The following is a 14,332-nucleotide window of genomic DNA, read 5'->3' as shown; positions in this document are numbered from 1 at the left end:
TCAGCACACCCAGGCACCCGAGCAGAACGGCACCCATTCATGGCCTCGGTCACGTCCCTCACCGCCTCCGTCCACCAGCGCCTCGCGGACGCCCTCTCGGCTGCCCTGCCGGAGGCCGGTTCCGCGGACCCGCTGCTGCGACGTAGCGACCGGGCCGACTTCCAGGCCAACGGCATCCTGGCGCTCGCCAAGAAGCTCAAGGGCAACCCGCGGGAGCTGGCCGCGCAGGTCGTGTCCGGGATCACCGCCCCGGACCTGATCAAGGACATCGAGGTGTCGGGCCCCGGCTTCCTCAACATCACGGTGGCCGACGGGGCGATCACCGAGAACCTCGCGGCGCGTGCGGCGGACGGCGACCGGCTCGGCGTCCCGCTCAACCCGCGCGCGGGCACGACGGTGATCGACTACGCCCAGCCGAACGTGGCCAAGGAGATGCACGTCGGCCACCTGCGGTCCGCCGTCATCGGTGACGCCCTGCACCAGATGCTGGACTTCACGGGCGAGAAGACGATCGGCCGCCACCACATCGGCGACTGGGGCACCCAGTTCGGCATGCTCATCCAGTACCTGGTCGAGAACCCCGACCAGCTGGCCCCGGCCGCCGACGTCGACGGCGAGCAGGCGATCAGCAACCTCAACCGTGTCTACAAGGCCTCGCGCGCCGTCTTCGACGCGGACGAGGAGTTCAAGGACCGGGCCCGCAAGCGGGTCGTCGCCCTCCAGTCCGGCGACAAGGAGACGCTGGAGATGTGGCAGCGCTTCGTGGACGAGTCGAAGGTCTACTTCTACTCCGTCTTCGAGAAGCTGGACATGGAGGTCCGCGACGAGGAGATCGTCGGCGAGTCCGCGTACAACGACATGATGGCCGAGACGGCGCGGCTCCTGGAGGAGTCGGGCGTCGCGGTCCGCTCCGAGGGCGCGCTCGTCGTGTTCTTCGACGACATCAAGGGCAAGGACGACAAGCCGGTCCCGCTGATCGTGCAGAAGGCGGACGGCGGCTTCGGGTACGCGGCCTCCGACCTCTCGGCGATCCGCGACCGCGTCGTCGACCTGCACGCCACGACCCTGCTGTACGTGGTGGACGTGCGGCAGTCGCTGCACTTCAAGATGGTCTTCGAGGCGGCCCGCCGGATGGGCTGGCTGAACGACGAGGTCACGGCCCACAACATGGGCTACGGCACGGTGCTCGGCGCGGACGGCAAGCCGTTCAAGACGCGTGAGGGCGAGACCGTACGCCTGGAGGACCTGCTCGACGAGGCGGTGCAGCGCGCGGCGGAGGTCGTACGCGAGAAGGCGCGCGACCTCACCGAGGAGGAGATCCAGGAGCGGGCGTTCCAGGTCGGCATCGGCGCGGTGAAGTACGCGGACCTGTCGACCTCGGCCAACCGCGACTACAAGTTCGACCTCGACCAGATGGTCTCCCTGCACGGCGACACGTCCGTCTACCTCCAGTACGCCTACGCCCGGATCCAGTCGATCCTGCGCAAGGCGGGCGCGGAGACCGGCGGCCCGGCGGCCCACCCCGAGCTGGAACTGGCCCCGGCGGAGCGGGCGCTCGGCCTCCACCTGGACGCGTTCGGCGACACGCTCGCGGAGGCCGCCGCGGAGTACGCCCCGCACAAGCTGGCCGCGTACCTCTACCAGCTGGCGTCGCTGTACACCTCGTTCTACGACAAGTGCCCGGTGCTCAAGGCGGAGACCCCGGCGCAGGTGGAGAACCGCCTGTTCCTCTGCGACATCACGGCCCGCACCCTGCACAAGGGCATGGCCCTCCTGGGCATCAGGACCCCTGAGCGCCTCTGAGCCCCTGCTGACCCCGCGCCCCGAAGAGGGGCGCGGGGAAAGCCCCGTAAGGGGCGCGGGGAACTGCGCGCCCAGCCCCATACGGCCCGCAGATCTCACCCCACGAACGCGGCCCGCAGCCGACGCAGCCCCTCGGCGATCTCCGCGACGCCCTGCGTCACAAAGCACAGCCGCAACGTAGAAACGTCCGGCGCCCCCGCAAAGAAGGGCGCCCCCGGCACATACGCCACGTCATGCGCAACGACACCCCCAAGCAACGCCCCCGTGTCGTACCCCTCAGGCAACTTCACCCACACGAACATCCCACCCTCCGGCCGAACCCAGCCGGCCCCTTCCGGCAACGCGTCCGCGAGGCCCGCAAGCATCGCGTCCCGCCGCTCGCGGTAGACGCCCGCGACGCGGGCGACATGCGCGTCCAGATCCGAGTCCGCCAAGTACCGCGCCGCGGCAAGCTGGTTGACGGTCGGCGTGTGCAGGTCCGCCGCCTGCTTGGCCACCGCGCAGGCCCGCAGCAACGCGCCGGGCGCCCGCAGCCAGCCGAGCCGCAGCCCCGGCGCCATGACCTTGGAGAAGCTCCCGAGCAGCACGGTCCGCTCCTCGGCCCCCGGATACGTGGCGATCCACGGCACCCGCTCCCCCTCGAACCGCAGCTCCCCGTACGGGTCGTCCTCCACGATCCACACCCCGCGCCGCTCGGCGACCTCGGCGACCGCGGCGCGCCGAGCCGCGGGCAGGGTCCGGCCTGTCGGGTTCTGGAAGGTGGGCACGGTGTAGAGCAGCTTCGGCCGGTGCAGGGCGACCAGCTCGTCCAGGGCGGCGGGGTCCATGCCCCGCTCGTCACCCGGCACGGGCACGATCCGCGCGCCCGCGAAGGCGAAGGCCTGGAGCGCCGCGAGATAGCAGGGGTTCTCGACGAGGACGGTGTCTCCGGGCTCGACAAGCGCGGTCGCGAGGAGCGAGAGGGCCTGCTGCGACCCCGTGGTGATCAGTACGTCGTCGGGTCCGGTGGCCAGCCCGCGCGCGGAGGTCCGCGCCGCGATGGCGGTACGCAGGACGGGCTCGCCCTCCGTCGTGGAGTACTGGAGCGCCCGCTCGGGCGTCTCGGCGAGGACCGCGCGGAAGGCGGCCGCGATGCCCTCGGCGTCGAAGAGGCCGGGGGCGGGCAGGCCGCCCGCGAAGTTGATGACCTCGGGGCGCGCGGTGACCGCGAGGATGTCCCGTACCGGCGAGCCACCGACCGTGGCGGCGCGCGCGGCGAGCGGCGGCATGGGGGCGACGGCGGGGGCTGGCTCGGTGACGGTCACGGCGGTGACTCCTTCGGCTCGGACGGCTCTGCCCGCACCCTAGGCACGTCCGTGCCGTCTACACGCGCCATTCCGGGATACGGACGAGCCTCATCCGCCCTGGGGTCTCAACTGCCGAGCGGGGCCTCCCACTTGGACCCGCCGAGCGGCCAGCCGAACGTGGGCCGGCCCTCGTTGCCGCTGGTGCGGAACGGCTTGCCCTGGTCATCGATGCGGAGCACGTTGTGCCGTTTGCCGCTCGACCACTCCAGCTCCAGGTACCAGCGGACGTCGTGGGCCTCCACATCGGCCTTGACGTAGAAGACCTCGGGGTCGTCCTCGCTCACCTTGTACGGGAAGTCGCGCTGGCCCGCCTTGGGCGTGAGGCGCGGCGCCCCGTCGTCGAGGTCGACGGCGAAGGACTTGGTGGAGACCCTGCCGCCGCAGCCGACGCCCATCTGGAAGTCGTTCCAGGCCAGCGGCGAACTGGTGCTCTGCACGCGGACGCTCATCCCCTGCAGGACGACGGTGTCTTTGCTCAGCCCCTGCACGGTGACCTCGATCAGCTGTTCGCCGGCCGAGACCGCGCCGAGGTCGGCGGCCCAGCCCGGCGCGTCCTGCTCGACGGAGGGCGGCTGGGGCACCTGGTGGGGTTTGCGGTTGACCAGGAAGCGCTGGCTGCACGGGCTTTCGTAGACGTAGGGCCTGGTGCGGACGGCGATCGGCGCCCCGAGATCGTCGCCGCGCGCCTCCCCCACGGAGGCGGGACCCTTGCCGCCGCGCTCGCCCGGGGAGGTGCCGGGCCGCGGGCTCGCCTTCCGCGAGGGCGAGGAGGAGGGCTTGCCCTCGCCCCTCTTCGCCTCGGGTGCGTCGGCGGGACCCTTGGGGCCGCCCGCGCCGGAGGGGGCGCCCGCGGAGGCCTCCGGGCTTGCCTGCGCGGAAGCTGCGGCCTCGTTCCGCTTACGTCCGTCGTCGTCACCGCCGTTGAGAGCGAGGGCGGCGGACCCTATGCCGACGACGGCGGCGGCGACACCGGAGACGAGAGCGATGACGCGACGCCTCTTGGCGGGCCCCGGCTCCCGCTGGGGACAGGCATCTCGCACGGCAGGGCGGGCATCTCGCACGGCAGGGCGGGCACCCCGCACGGCGGGGCGGGCGGGCACGGCGCCTGGCGCCGGGCCACCGGACGGAGGCGGGAGGTCAGACGGCGAGACCTCGGCCTCCGGCTCCCCCGCGGGCCCCGCCTTGCGCCCCCGCGCCGCATCCGCGAGGATCCACCGGCGGTGGACTTCCACCATCTCCTCCGGCGACGCCTTGCAGAGCCGGGCGAGCCGCTCCACGGGGGCGAAGTCCACCGGCACCGCGTCGCCGTTGCAGTACCGGTGCAAGGTGGACGTACTCATGTGGAGCCGCTTGGCCAGCACCCCGTAGCTGAGCCCGGACCGCTCCTTGAGCTCCCGCAGCAGCTCCGCGAGAGACGCCATGCACACCCTCCACCCTTCCGTCCCACGTTTCCCACCACCTGCCGGGTGAGGCAACACCCCTGGCACAGACGGCGAACAAGCACAGCACGGTTCCGCGTCCGACCGCCAACCGGCGCACCGCGCGGCCCCGCTCACACACCGAAAGGTAAGTACCGCACTAATTAGTCGGTACTTGTCCGAACCGAAGGGTCACGCGAAGCTCGGAGGAGTCCCCGGAACAGCGCCTCTGAAGGAGCCCCCGTGCCCACCCGCACCGCATACCCCGCGTCCGTGTCCGTCCTGGGCCTCGGCCTGATGGGCAGCGCTCTCGCCGCCGCCCTGCTCAGGGCGGGCCACCGGACGACCGTCTGGAACCGCACCGCCGCCAAGACCGGCCCCCTGGCCGCCCAGGGCGCGACCCCCGCCGAGACGGCCGCGGAGGCCATCGAGGCGAGCGCCCTCGTCATCGTCTGCCTGACGACCAACGACAACGTCCGCACCCTCCTGGAGCCCGAGGCCGCCGCCCTCGCCGGCCGCACCGTCGTGAACCTCACCAACGGAACCCCGGCACAGGCACGGGAGTTGGCGCACTGGGCGGCCGAGCACGGCATCACGTACATCGACGGCGGCATCATGGCCGTACCGCAGATGATCGCCACACCCGGCGCGTACATCCTGTACAGCGGCACCGACGAAGAGGCGTACGAGACGCACCGGCCCACGCTGGCGGCGCTCGCGGAGACCAAGTGGGTCGGCAAGGACCCGGGCGCCGCCGCGCTGTACGACCTGTCCCTGCTCACCGGCATGTACGGCATGGTGATGGGCGTCGCCCAGGCCTACGCCCTGATCGGCACCGGAGGGGTCCCGGCCCGTGACTTCGCGCCCCTGCTCAAGGAGTGGGTCAACGCGATGACGGACGGCCTGGTGCCCGGCATGGCCGAGGCGCTGGACTCCGGGCAGCACCTCACGGACGTGTCGTCCCTGGCGATCAACCAGGCCGCGCTCCCCAACTTCCTGGACGCCTTCGCCCAGCAGGGCCTGAGCGGCGCCCTGTTCGAGCCGCTCCAGGCCCTCCTGGACCGCTCGGTCGAGGAGGGATACGGCGCCGACGGCCTCTCCCGCCTCGCCACCCTGATCAAGAAGGAGTGAGGACGGGGTCGAACGGCCGGAGGGGAGGACCGGTCCGACTGGATTTCTATTAACCCCAACGGGTGGCACGAATTCAGATTGTCGGCGGCGGCGCACAAGAATGACGAGCCTTACGGCCGTTGGAGGTCTCGTGTCCCGCTCCGCCTCGTCCCCGCCGAACATGACCACTCTGGGGTGTGCCCTCTTCGCGACCCGTTGGCTCCAAGCGCCCCTGTATTTCGGCCTGGTGGCCGCGCAGGGGGTGTACGTGTACAAATTCTTCAACGAGTTGTGGCACCTCATCCACCACGTCATCAGCGGGCACGCGGACGAGACGCACGTCATGCTCGCCGTCCTCAAGCTCGTCGACGTGGTGATGATCGCCAATCTGCTGATCATGGTGATCGTCGGGGGGTACGAGACCTTCGTCTCGCGGATCGGCTTGCAAGGCCACCGGGACCAGCCCGAATGGCTCTCCCACGTCAACTCCAACGTGCTGAAGGTGAAGCTGGCCACCGCCATCGTGGGCATCTCGTCGGTGCATCTGCTCCAGATGTTCGTCGACGTGCACCACACGCCCCGGCACGACCTGCTGTGGGGGACGGTCATCCACATGGCGTTCATCGCCTCCGCGGCGATCCTCGCCTACATGTCCGGGCCCATGGCGGCGCACGAGAGCAGGTCGCGCACCGCGAAGGAGGGCGTGCACCCCGTGGGCCGCACCGTCATCCCGGCCCAGCGGGACGGCGGTGCGGCCGACGGGGCCGAGGAGGCGGCGGAGCCGGGCGACGGCGCCGAGGAGCGCATCGAGGCCGCCGGGTTCCCGGCGCGGAAGGTCCTTGAGATGTTCGACGAGGGCCATCTGCGGGCGCCCGAACCGCACGTGATCACCCGGCTCGGCAAGGTCGACTTCGTCACCCGCAAGGCGAACGTGGTGCTGCTCGGCGGGCCGGGCACGGGCAAGACGCACCTGGCCGTCGCCCTCGGCGTAAGGGCCTGCCAGGCCGGTCACCAGGTGCTGTTCGCGACCGCCGCCGAGTGGGGCGCCCGGCTCGCGGACGCCAAGGCCGCGGGACGGCTGAGCAAGGAACTGGCCCGGCTCGACGCGTACCCCGTGCTCGTCGTGGACGAGGTGGGTTACGTGCCCTTCGACTCCGAGGTCGCCCACCTGCTCTTCCAGCTCGTCTCGCACCGCTACGAACGGGCCTCGCTGATCGTCACCGGCAACCGTCCGCTGGGCCGCTGGGACGAGGTGTTCGGCGACAGCGCGATGGCCTCCGCGACGGTGGACCGCCTCGCCCACCACGCGGAGATCATCACCCTCGACGCCGACAGCTACCGCACGCGTCGCCTGGAGGGCTCCGCACCGGCCTTCTGACCGGCGCCGCGCGCGGCCGGCAGACATCCGGCTACGGGACCAGGACCACCTTGCCCGTCGTCTCCCGCCGCTCCATCGCCGCGTGCGCCTGCGCCGCCCGCGCCAGCGGGAACGCCTGCCAGGAGGGCACCAACTCCCCCTTCGCCGCGGCCTCCAGAGCCTCCCGCTCGCGCGCGGGCGCCTCCTCGGGGTGCCCGAGCAGCTCCATGAGGGCATTGGCGTACGAGATTTCCCGCTCGGCGAGAAGCTCCGGCGCGGGCTCGAACGCCTCCTTGGAGGCCCAGCCGATGACGACGTACCGCCCGCCCCGCCCGATCAACTCGAAGGCTGCGGCGGCCTTCTCGCCCCCGACCCCGTCCAGGACGGCGGTGACCGGACGCCCCCCGAGCCGCTCGCGGACGGTGTCGGCCCACCCGGGCCGGTTGTAGTCCACGGCGACATCGGCGCCCAGCGCCCGCACCGCGTCGACCTTGCCGGGGCCGCCCGCCGCCCCCACGACCGTCGCCCCGAGAGCGTGCGCGTACTGCACGACGAGCCGCCCCACGCCCCCGGCGGCGGACGTCACCAACACCACGTCATCGGCGCCGAGTCGGGCGACCCCGAGCAGCCCCATGGTGGTGGCCCCGGTCATCACCATGGTCACCGCGGACTCGAAGCCGAGGCCGTCCGGCACGGCATGCAGCCCGCCGACGTCGGCGACCGCGAGTTCGGCGTACCCACCGGGCGCCCCGTGCGAGGTCACCACGGACCGGCCCAGCCATGAGGCGTCCACACCGGGGCCGACCGCGTCGACGACGCCCGCGACCTCGCCGCCGAACACGGACGGCAGCTCCGGCAGCGGCGGCGCCTTGTCCGAGGCCTCACCGGCCCGCATCACGGTCTCCACGAAGTGCGCCCCGGCCGCCCGCACGGCGATCCGCACCTGGCCGGGCCCCGCGACGGGGTCGGGCCAGGTCTCGTACCGCAGATTCTCGGCGGGCCCGAACTCATGCAGAACAACGGCGTGCATCATGTCCTCCTCGGACAGGCCCTCCGTGGGCCTCTGCACACCACCCTGCGACCTCAACCGAACTTCAGGTCAAGGGCCCGCTACAGCTGCCGCGCCACCTCGGTCGCCCAGTACGTGAGGATCATGTTCGCGCCCGCGCGCTTGATCCCCGTGAGGGACTCCATGATCGCCTTGTCCCGGTCGATCCAGCCCCGCTCGGCCGCGGCCTCGATCATCGCGTACTCACCGCTGATCTGGTACGCGGCCACCGGCACGTCCACCGCGTCGGCGACCCTCGCGAGGATGTCGAGGTAGGGCCCGGCCGGCTTCACCATCACCATGTCGGCGCCCTCCTCCAGGTCGAGCGCCAGCTCCCGCAGGGACTCCCGGGTGTTGGCCGGGTCCTGCTGGTAGGTCTTGCGGTCGCCCTTGAGGGAGGAGCCGACGGCCTCGCGGAAGGGGCCGAAGAACGCCGAGGAGTACTTCACGGTGTACGCGAGGATCGACACGTCCTCGTGCCCGGACTGGTCCAACGCGTCGCGGACGACGCCGACCTGACCGTCCATCATGCCGCTCGGACCCACCACATGGGCGCCCGCGTCGGCCTGGACCTGCGCCATCTCCGCGTACCGCTCCAGGGTCGCGTCGTTGTCGACCCGCCCCTCGGCGTCGAGGACACCGCAGTGGCCGTGGTCGGTGAACTCGTCCAGGCACAGGTCGGACATGACGATGAGGTCGTCACCGACCTCGGAGCGCACGTCCCGCAGAGCGAGCTGCAGGATCCCGTCGGGTTCGGTGCCCACCGTCCCCGCGGCGTCCTTCTTGGACTCCTCCGGCACGCCGAAGAGCATGATCCCGGAGACCCCGGCCTCCACCGCCTCGACGGCCGCCTTCTTCAAGGTGTCGCGGGTGTGCTGGAAGACGCCGGGCATGGAGCCGATCGCCACCGGCTCGCTGATCCCCTCGCGCACGAACGCGGGCAGGATCAGATCGGCCGGGTGCAGCCGCGTCTCGGCGACCATGCGCCGCATGGCCGGAGTCGTCCGCAGCCGCCGCGGCCGCGCTCCTGGGAAAGATCCGTACTTCGTCACTGACGTCACCTGGATTCGCTGCTGATGTCGTTGTGGGCGGGCCCGGGGGCCCGCCCACAAGAACCTACGGCGCGGTGCGTCGCCTGCGCGAACCGGGCCGCCGCTCGCTCGGCCGCGTCACCGGGTCCCCGGCGTCGAGCGCCGCCGCCCGCCGCTGCGAACCGAAGTCGGCCAGCGCCTGGGCCAGCTTGAGGACCGACGGCTCCGGGGCCATCACGTCCACCCGCAGCCCGTGCTCCTCCGCGGTCTTCGCGGTGGCGGGGCCGATACAGGCGATCACGGTCACGTTGTGCGGCTTGCCCGCGATGCCCACGAGGTTGCGCACGGTCGAGGAGGACGTGAAGAGCACGGCGTCGAAACCGCCGCCCTTGATGGCCTCCCGCGTCTCGGCCGGCGGCGGCGAGGCGCGCACGGTCCGGTAGGCCGTGACGTCGTCCACCTCCCAGCCCAGGTCGATGAGACCGGCGACCAGCGTCTCCGTGGCGATGTCGGCCCGCGGCAGGAAGACACGGTCGATCGGGTCGAAGACCGGGTCGTACGGCGGCCAGTCCTCCAGGAGCCCCGCGGCCGACTGCTCGCCGCTCGGCACCAGGTCGGGCTTGACGCCGAAGGCGATCAGCGCGGCGGCGGTCTGCTCACCGACGGCCGCGACCTTGATCCCGGCGAAGGCACGCGCGTCGAGCCCGTACTCCTCGAACTTCTCCCGCACCGCCTTCACCGCGTTGACCGACGTGAAGGCGATCCACTCGTACCGCCCGGTGACCAGGCCCTTGACCGCGCGCTCCATCTGCTGGGGCGTGCGCGGCGGCTCGACGGCGATGGTCGGCACCTCGTGCGGCACCGCGCCGTAGGAGCGCAGCTGGTCGGAGAGCGAGGCCGCCTGCTCCTTCGTACGCGGCACGAGCACGCGCCAGCCGAAGAGGGGCTTCGACTCGAACCACGACAGCTGCTCGCGCCGGGCGGCGGCGGAGCGCTCGCCGACCACGGCTATGACGGGCTGCCCCCCGTCGGGCGAGGGCAGCACCTTCGCCTGCTTGAGCACCTGCGCGATGGTGCCGAGCGTCGCGTTCCAGGTGCGCTGGCGCGTCGTCGTACCGGCGACGGTCACCGTCATCGGGGTGTCCGGCTTGCGGCCCGCGGCCACCAGCTCGCCCGCGGCCGCCGCGACGGAGTCGAGCGACGTGGAGACCACCGCGGTCCCGTCGGACGCGCCGACCTCACTCCAGCAACGGTCGGAGGCCGTGCGGGCGTCGACGAAACGGACGTCCGCGCCCTGCGCGTCCCGCAGCGGCACACCGGCGTACGCGGGCACACCGACCGCGGCCGCGATGCCCGGCACGACCTCGAAGGAGACGCCCGCGGCGGCGCAGGCGAGCATCTCCTCGGCCGCGTCCGTGTCGAGGCCGGGGTCGCCGCTGACCGCGCGCACGACCCGCTTGCCGCCCCTCGCGGCCTCCATGACAAGATTGGTGGCGACTCGGATCGTCGCCGTGTCCGCGGTCGCTGACGTGTCGTCAGCCGCCGGCGGCAGGGGTGTGTCCACACCTCCCTTGGCATGCACACGGACGACATCGAGCACATCCGGCTCGGCGATCAGCACATCCGCTCGGGCCAGCGCCTCGACGGCGCGAAGGGTCAGCAGTCCCGGATCTCCGGGTCCGGCACCGAGGAAGGTGACGTGCCCGTGTGCGGGAATGCCGGGAAGGTTCGAGGTGGGGCTCAAAGTGCTCGCTCCCCCATCAGACCGGCCGCGCCCTTGGCGAGCATCTCGACCGCGAGTTCGCGGCCCAGCGCCATGGCTTGGGTCTCCGTCTCGGGCACGGGACCGGTGGTGGACAGCTGCACCAGCGTCGAGCCGTCGGTCGTACCGACGACGCCGCGCAGGCGCATTTCCTTGACAATCTGCCCGTCGGCCAGGAGGTCGGCCAACGCACCCACAGGTGCGCTGCAACCGGCTTCCAGGGCGGCGAGCAGGGACCGCTCGGCGGTGACGGCGGCCCGGGTGTACGGGTCGTCGAGCTCGGCGAGCGCGGCGGCGAGTGACGCGTTGTGCGCGGCACACTCGATCGCCAGTGCCCCCTGGCCGGGGGCGGGCAGAACGGTGTCGACCGACAGGAAGTCGGTCACCTCGTCGGTCCGGCCGATGCGGCTCAGTCCGGCGGCGGCGAGCACGACGGCGTCCAGCTCTCCGTTGTGCACGTATCCGACGCGGGTGTCGATGTTCCCGCGGATCGGCACGGTCTCGATGGTCATGCCGTGGCTGCGCGCGTACGCGTTCAGCTGCGCCATGCGGCGCGGCGAGCCGGTGCCCACGCGAGCGCCCTCGGGCAGCTCGGCGAAGGTCAGCCCGTCGCGCGCGATCAGGACGTCGCGGGGGTCCTCGCGCTCCGGCACGGCGGCCAGGACCAGCTCCGCGGGCTGCGCGGTGGGCAGGTCCTTGAGCGAGTGCACGGCGAGGTCGACCTCGCCCTTCACCAGCGCCTCGCGCAGGGCGGCGACGAAGACGCCGGTGCCGCCGATCTGCGCCAGGTGCTCGCGCGAGGTGTCGCCGTACGTCGTGATCTCCACGAGTTCGACGGGGCGGCCGGTCAACTGCCGTACCTTCTCCGCCACTTGGCCCGACTGGGCCATGGCCAGCTTGCTGCGCCTGGTCCCGAGCCTCAGAGCCCTCTCGGTCATGCCCGGCCTCTATTCGGGTCGTCGTTCTCGTTGTTCGAGTGGTCGGGGTTCACGTGATCGGGGTCCGGCTGCTCCGCGCCCGTGCGGTCCGCGCCCAGGTGGTCGGCCCTGCTGACCGACGCGACCGTCTGCGGATCGAGGTCGAAGAGCGTGCGCAGCGCGTCCGCGTACCCGGCGCCGCCCGGCTCACCGGCCAGCTGCTTGACCCGTACCGTCGGCGCGTGGAGCAGCTTGTCCACCACGCGGCGCACCGTCTGGGTGATCTCCGCGCGCTGCTTCTCCGCGAGGCCCGGCAGCCGTCCGTCGAGCCGCGCGATCTCGCTCGCCACCACATCGGCGGCCATGGTGCGCAGGGCGACCACGGTCGGCGTGATGTGCGCGGCGCGCTGCGCGGCACCGAAGGCGGCGACCTCGTCGGAGACAATGCCGCGCACCTGCTCGACGTCGGCGGCCATGGGGGCGTCGGCGGAGGCCTCGGCAAGCGATTCGATGTCCACGAGCCGTACGCCGCGGACGCGGTGCACGGCGGCGTCGATGTCGCGGGGCATGGCGAGGTCGAGCAGGGCGAGCACGGCCGGGCGGGCCGCGCTCGCGGACGAGACGGGCCTGCGCCGCTCCGGCAGCCGGCCAAAGACGCGCGCGGCCGCCACCAGCGCGGTGATGGCGTCGGCCTCGGCCCGCGGGTCGGCCTTCTCCTCGCGCCGCTCGGCCGGGGCGTTGTCCACCCAGGCGGCGTGCTGCTCCAGGGAGGCGGCGTCCATCCCGGCGACCGCGGCCTCACCGGCGACGGAGAAGCCGCGCGGCGCTGCCAGGTCGACGGGGCAGCCCTCGTCGGCGACGGTCGGCTGCGCGGTCTGCCCGCCCGATCCGTTCCTCGCCTGCGCCGGTACGTCACCGGCCCAGCTGCCCGCGGGCACGCGCCCCTCGACGGCCGCGGTGACCGCCTCGGCCGTCAGCACCAGACCGGTGGCGCCCGTGCAGGAGACCGCCACATCTGCACGTGTCAGTTCGTGGGCCACCTGGTCCATCGGCACGGCGCGCGCGCTCACGGCCGCGCCGCCCTGCTCGCCCAGGATGGCGGCGAGCCGCTCGGCGCGCTCCAGCGTGCGGTTGGCGACGACGATCTCCTCGACCCCGGCCCGCGCGAGCGTCGCCGCGGCGAGCGAGGACATGGAACCCGCGCCGATCACCAGGGCGCGCTTGCCCTTGGCCCAGGTCTCGACCGGCTCGCGCACGGCGAGCTGTTCGAGGCCGAAGGTGACCAGGGACTGCCCGGCGCGGTCGATGCCGGTCTCGGAGTGCGCCCGCTTGCCGACCCTGAGGGCCTGCTGGAACAGGTCGTTGAGGAGACGGCCCGCGGTGTGCAGCTCCTGCGCACGCGCGAGGGCGTCCTTGATCTGCCCGAGGATCTGCCCCTCGCCGACGACCATCGAGTCGAGACCGCACGCCACCGAGAAGAGGTGGTGGACGGCCCGGTCCTCGTAGTGGACGTACAGATAAGGAGTCAGCTCCTCCAGGCCCACGCCGCTGTGCTGCGCGAGCAGCGTCGACAGCTCGGCGACGCCCGCGTGGAACTTGTCGACGTCCGCGTACAGCTCGATGCGGTTGCACGTGGCGAGCACGGCGGCCTCGGCGGCGGGCTCGGCGGCCACCGAGTCCTGCAACAGCTTGGCCTGCGTGTCCGCGGGCAGCGCGGCCCGCTCCAGGACGCTCACCGGAGCGCTGCGATGGCTCAGCCCTACGACCAGGAGACTCATGCCGGCATCACGGCGGGGACGTCCCCGTCGGGTCCCTTGCGGTGCGGCTTGGCGGCGACGGGCGGCACGACACCGTCCGCGGCGGCCTCCTCGCCGGCCTTGCGCTGCTCGTGGAAGGCGAGGATCTGCAGCTCGATGGAGAGATCGACCTTGCGTACGTCGACACCGTCCGGCACGGAGAGGACAGTCGGCGCGAAGTTCAGGATGGAGGTCACACCGGCGGCGACGAGCCGCTCGCAGACCTGCTGGGCGGCGCCGGCCGGGGTGGCGATGACGCCGATCGAGACGCCGTTGTCCTCGATGATCTTCTCGAGCTCGTCGGTGTGCTGCACGGGCATCCCGGCGACGGGCTTTCCGGCCATTGCCGGATCGGCGTCGATCAGCGCGGCGACGCGGAAGCCACGGGAGGCGAACCCGCCGTAGTTGGCCAGCGCGGCGCCGAGGTTGCCGATGCCGACGATGACAACCGGCCAATCCTGCGTCAGGCCCAGCTCACGGGAGATCTGGTAGACGAGATACTCGACGTCGTAGCCCACGCCTCGCGTCCCGTACGAACCGAGGTACGAGAAGTCCTTGCGCAGCTTCGCGGAGTTGACCCCCGCGGCGGCCGCCAGCTCCTCGGAGGAGACCGTGGGCACCGAGCGCTCCGACAGTGCGGTGAGGGCTCGGAGGTACAGCGGAAGCCTGGCGACGGTGGCCTCGGGAATCCCTCGGCTGCGGGTCGCCGGTCGGTGAGTTCGGCCAGTTGCCACGGTGCTCCTG

General features: G+C 72.1%; 11 protein-coding genes. 3 read left to right on the top strand and 8 right to left on the bottom strand.

From position 1 onward, the window contains the following. The first annotated feature begins 39 nt into the window (after nt 1-39). A complete protein-coding gene (gene argS / locus DMA15_RS21045) occupies nt 40-1,803 on the top strand; it encodes an arginine--tRNA ligase (RefSeq protein ID WP_125514329.1) in 1,764 nt (587 codons plus the stop codon). Nucleotides 1,804-1,898: 95 nt separating this feature from the next. Here the strand turns inward: argS and DMA15_RS21040 are convergent, their stop codons facing one another. Both DMA15_RS21040 and DMA15_RS21035 read right to left on the bottom strand, forming a co-directional pair. Next, the gene (locus tag DMA15_RS21040; protein ID WP_125514328.1) at nt 1,899-3,107 is read right to left on the bottom strand and encodes a PLP-dependent aminotransferase family protein; all 1,209 of its coding nucleotides are present in this window, start codon (nt 3,105-3,107) and stop codon (nt 1,899-1,901) included. 107 nt (nt 3,108-3,214) lie between these two features. After that, a complete protein-coding gene (locus DMA15_RS21035; RefSeq protein ID WP_125514327.1) occupies nt 3,215-4,570 on the bottom strand; it encodes a transcriptional regulator in 1,356 nt (451 codons plus the stop codon). 240 nt (nt 4,571-4,810) lie between these two features. Here DMA15_RS21035 and DMA15_RS21030 point away from each other — a divergent pair, with 240 nt between their 5' ends. Both DMA15_RS21030 and istB read left to right on the top strand, forming a co-directional pair. Then, nucleotides 4,811-5,698, top strand: coding sequence for an NAD(P)-binding domain-containing protein (locus tag DMA15_RS21030; RefSeq protein WP_276314361.1), 888 nt, complete (start codon nt 4,811-4,813; stop codon nt 5,696-5,698). Between the two features lie 130 nt (nt 5,699-5,828). Further along, nucleotides 5,829-7,055, top strand: a complete 1,227-nt coding sequence (gene istB, locus DMA15_RS21025) for an IS21-like element helper ATPase IstB (RefSeq protein ID WP_346428918.1) — start codon at nt 5,829-5,831, stop codon at nt 7,053-7,055. A gap of 31 nt (nt 7,056-7,086) precedes the next feature. Here the strand turns inward: istB and DMA15_RS21020 are convergent, their stop codons facing one another. From DMA15_RS21020 to DMA15_RS20995, 6 genes are all read right to left on the bottom strand, one after another. Further along, entirely contained in the window at nt 7,087-8,064 is a 978-nt protein-coding gene (locus DMA15_RS21020; protein WP_125517914.1) for a zinc-binding dehydrogenase, read from the bottom strand. An 80-nt stretch (nt 8,065-8,144) separates the two neighbouring features. Then, the gene (gene hemB / locus DMA15_RS21015) at nt 8,145-9,134 is read right to left on the bottom strand and encodes a porphobilinogen synthase (protein WP_125514326.1); all 990 of its coding nucleotides are present in this window, start codon (nt 9,132-9,134) and stop codon (nt 8,145-8,147) included. A gap of 64 nt (nt 9,135-9,198) precedes the next feature. Next, entirely contained in the window at nt 9,199-10,857 is a 1,659-nt protein-coding gene (locus tag DMA15_RS21010; RefSeq protein WP_125514325.1) for a uroporphyrinogen-III synthase, read from the bottom strand. Then, nucleotides 10,854-11,813 (bottom strand): hydroxymethylbilane synthase, encoded by a 960-nt coding sequence (hemC, locus tag DMA15_RS21005; protein ID WP_125514324.1) that lies wholly within the window; start codon nt 11,811-11,813, stop codon nt 10,854-10,856. Before hemC ends, DMA15_RS21010 begins: the two co-directional genes overlap by 4 nt. Continuing rightward, nucleotides 11,810-13,570 (bottom strand): glutamyl-tRNA reductase, encoded by a 1,761-nt coding sequence (locus DMA15_RS21000; protein ID WP_125514323.1) that lies wholly within the window; start codon nt 13,568-13,570, stop codon nt 11,810-11,812. Before DMA15_RS21000 ends, hemC begins: the two co-directional genes overlap by 4 nt. After that, a complete protein-coding gene (locus tag DMA15_RS20995; RefSeq protein ID WP_125514322.1) occupies nt 13,567-14,322 on the bottom strand; it encodes a redox-sensing transcriptional repressor Rex in 756 nt (251 codons plus the stop codon). The genes DMA15_RS21000 and DMA15_RS20995 overlap by 4 nt, the downstream gene beginning before the upstream one ends. Between the last annotated feature and the right edge of the window lie 10 nt (nt 14,323-14,332).

The organism is Streptomyces sp. WAC 01529 (assembly GCF_003945545.1).
GTDB lineage: Bacteria > Actinomycetota > Actinomycetes > Streptomycetales > Streptomycetaceae > Streptomyces > Streptomyces anatolicus.
The sequence above is the reverse complement of the archived record's forward strand: the minus strand, read 5'-3'. Positions and strand labels throughout refer to the sequence as shown.

Coding starts and splice junctions, on each gene's coding strand:
- DMA15_RS21035 (WP_125514327.1), bottom strand. CDS start 4,570: ATGGCGTCTCTCGCGGAGCTGCTGCGGGAGCTCAAGGAGCGGTCCGGG.
- DMA15_RS21020 (WP_125517914.1), bottom strand. CDS start 8,064: ATGCACGCCGTTGTTCTGCATGAGTTCGGGCCCGCCGAGAATCTGCGG.
- argS (WP_125514329.1), top strand. CDS start 40: ATGGCCTCGGTCACGTCCCTCACCGCCTCCGTCCACCAGCGCCTCGCG.
- DMA15_RS21000 (WP_125514323.1), bottom strand. CDS start 13,570: ATGAGTCTCCTGGTCGTAGGGCTGAGCCATCGCAGCGCTCCGGTGAGC.
- hemC (WP_125514324.1), bottom strand. CDS start 11,813: ATGACCGAGAGGGCTCTGAGGCTCGGGACCAGGCGCAGCAAGCTGGCC.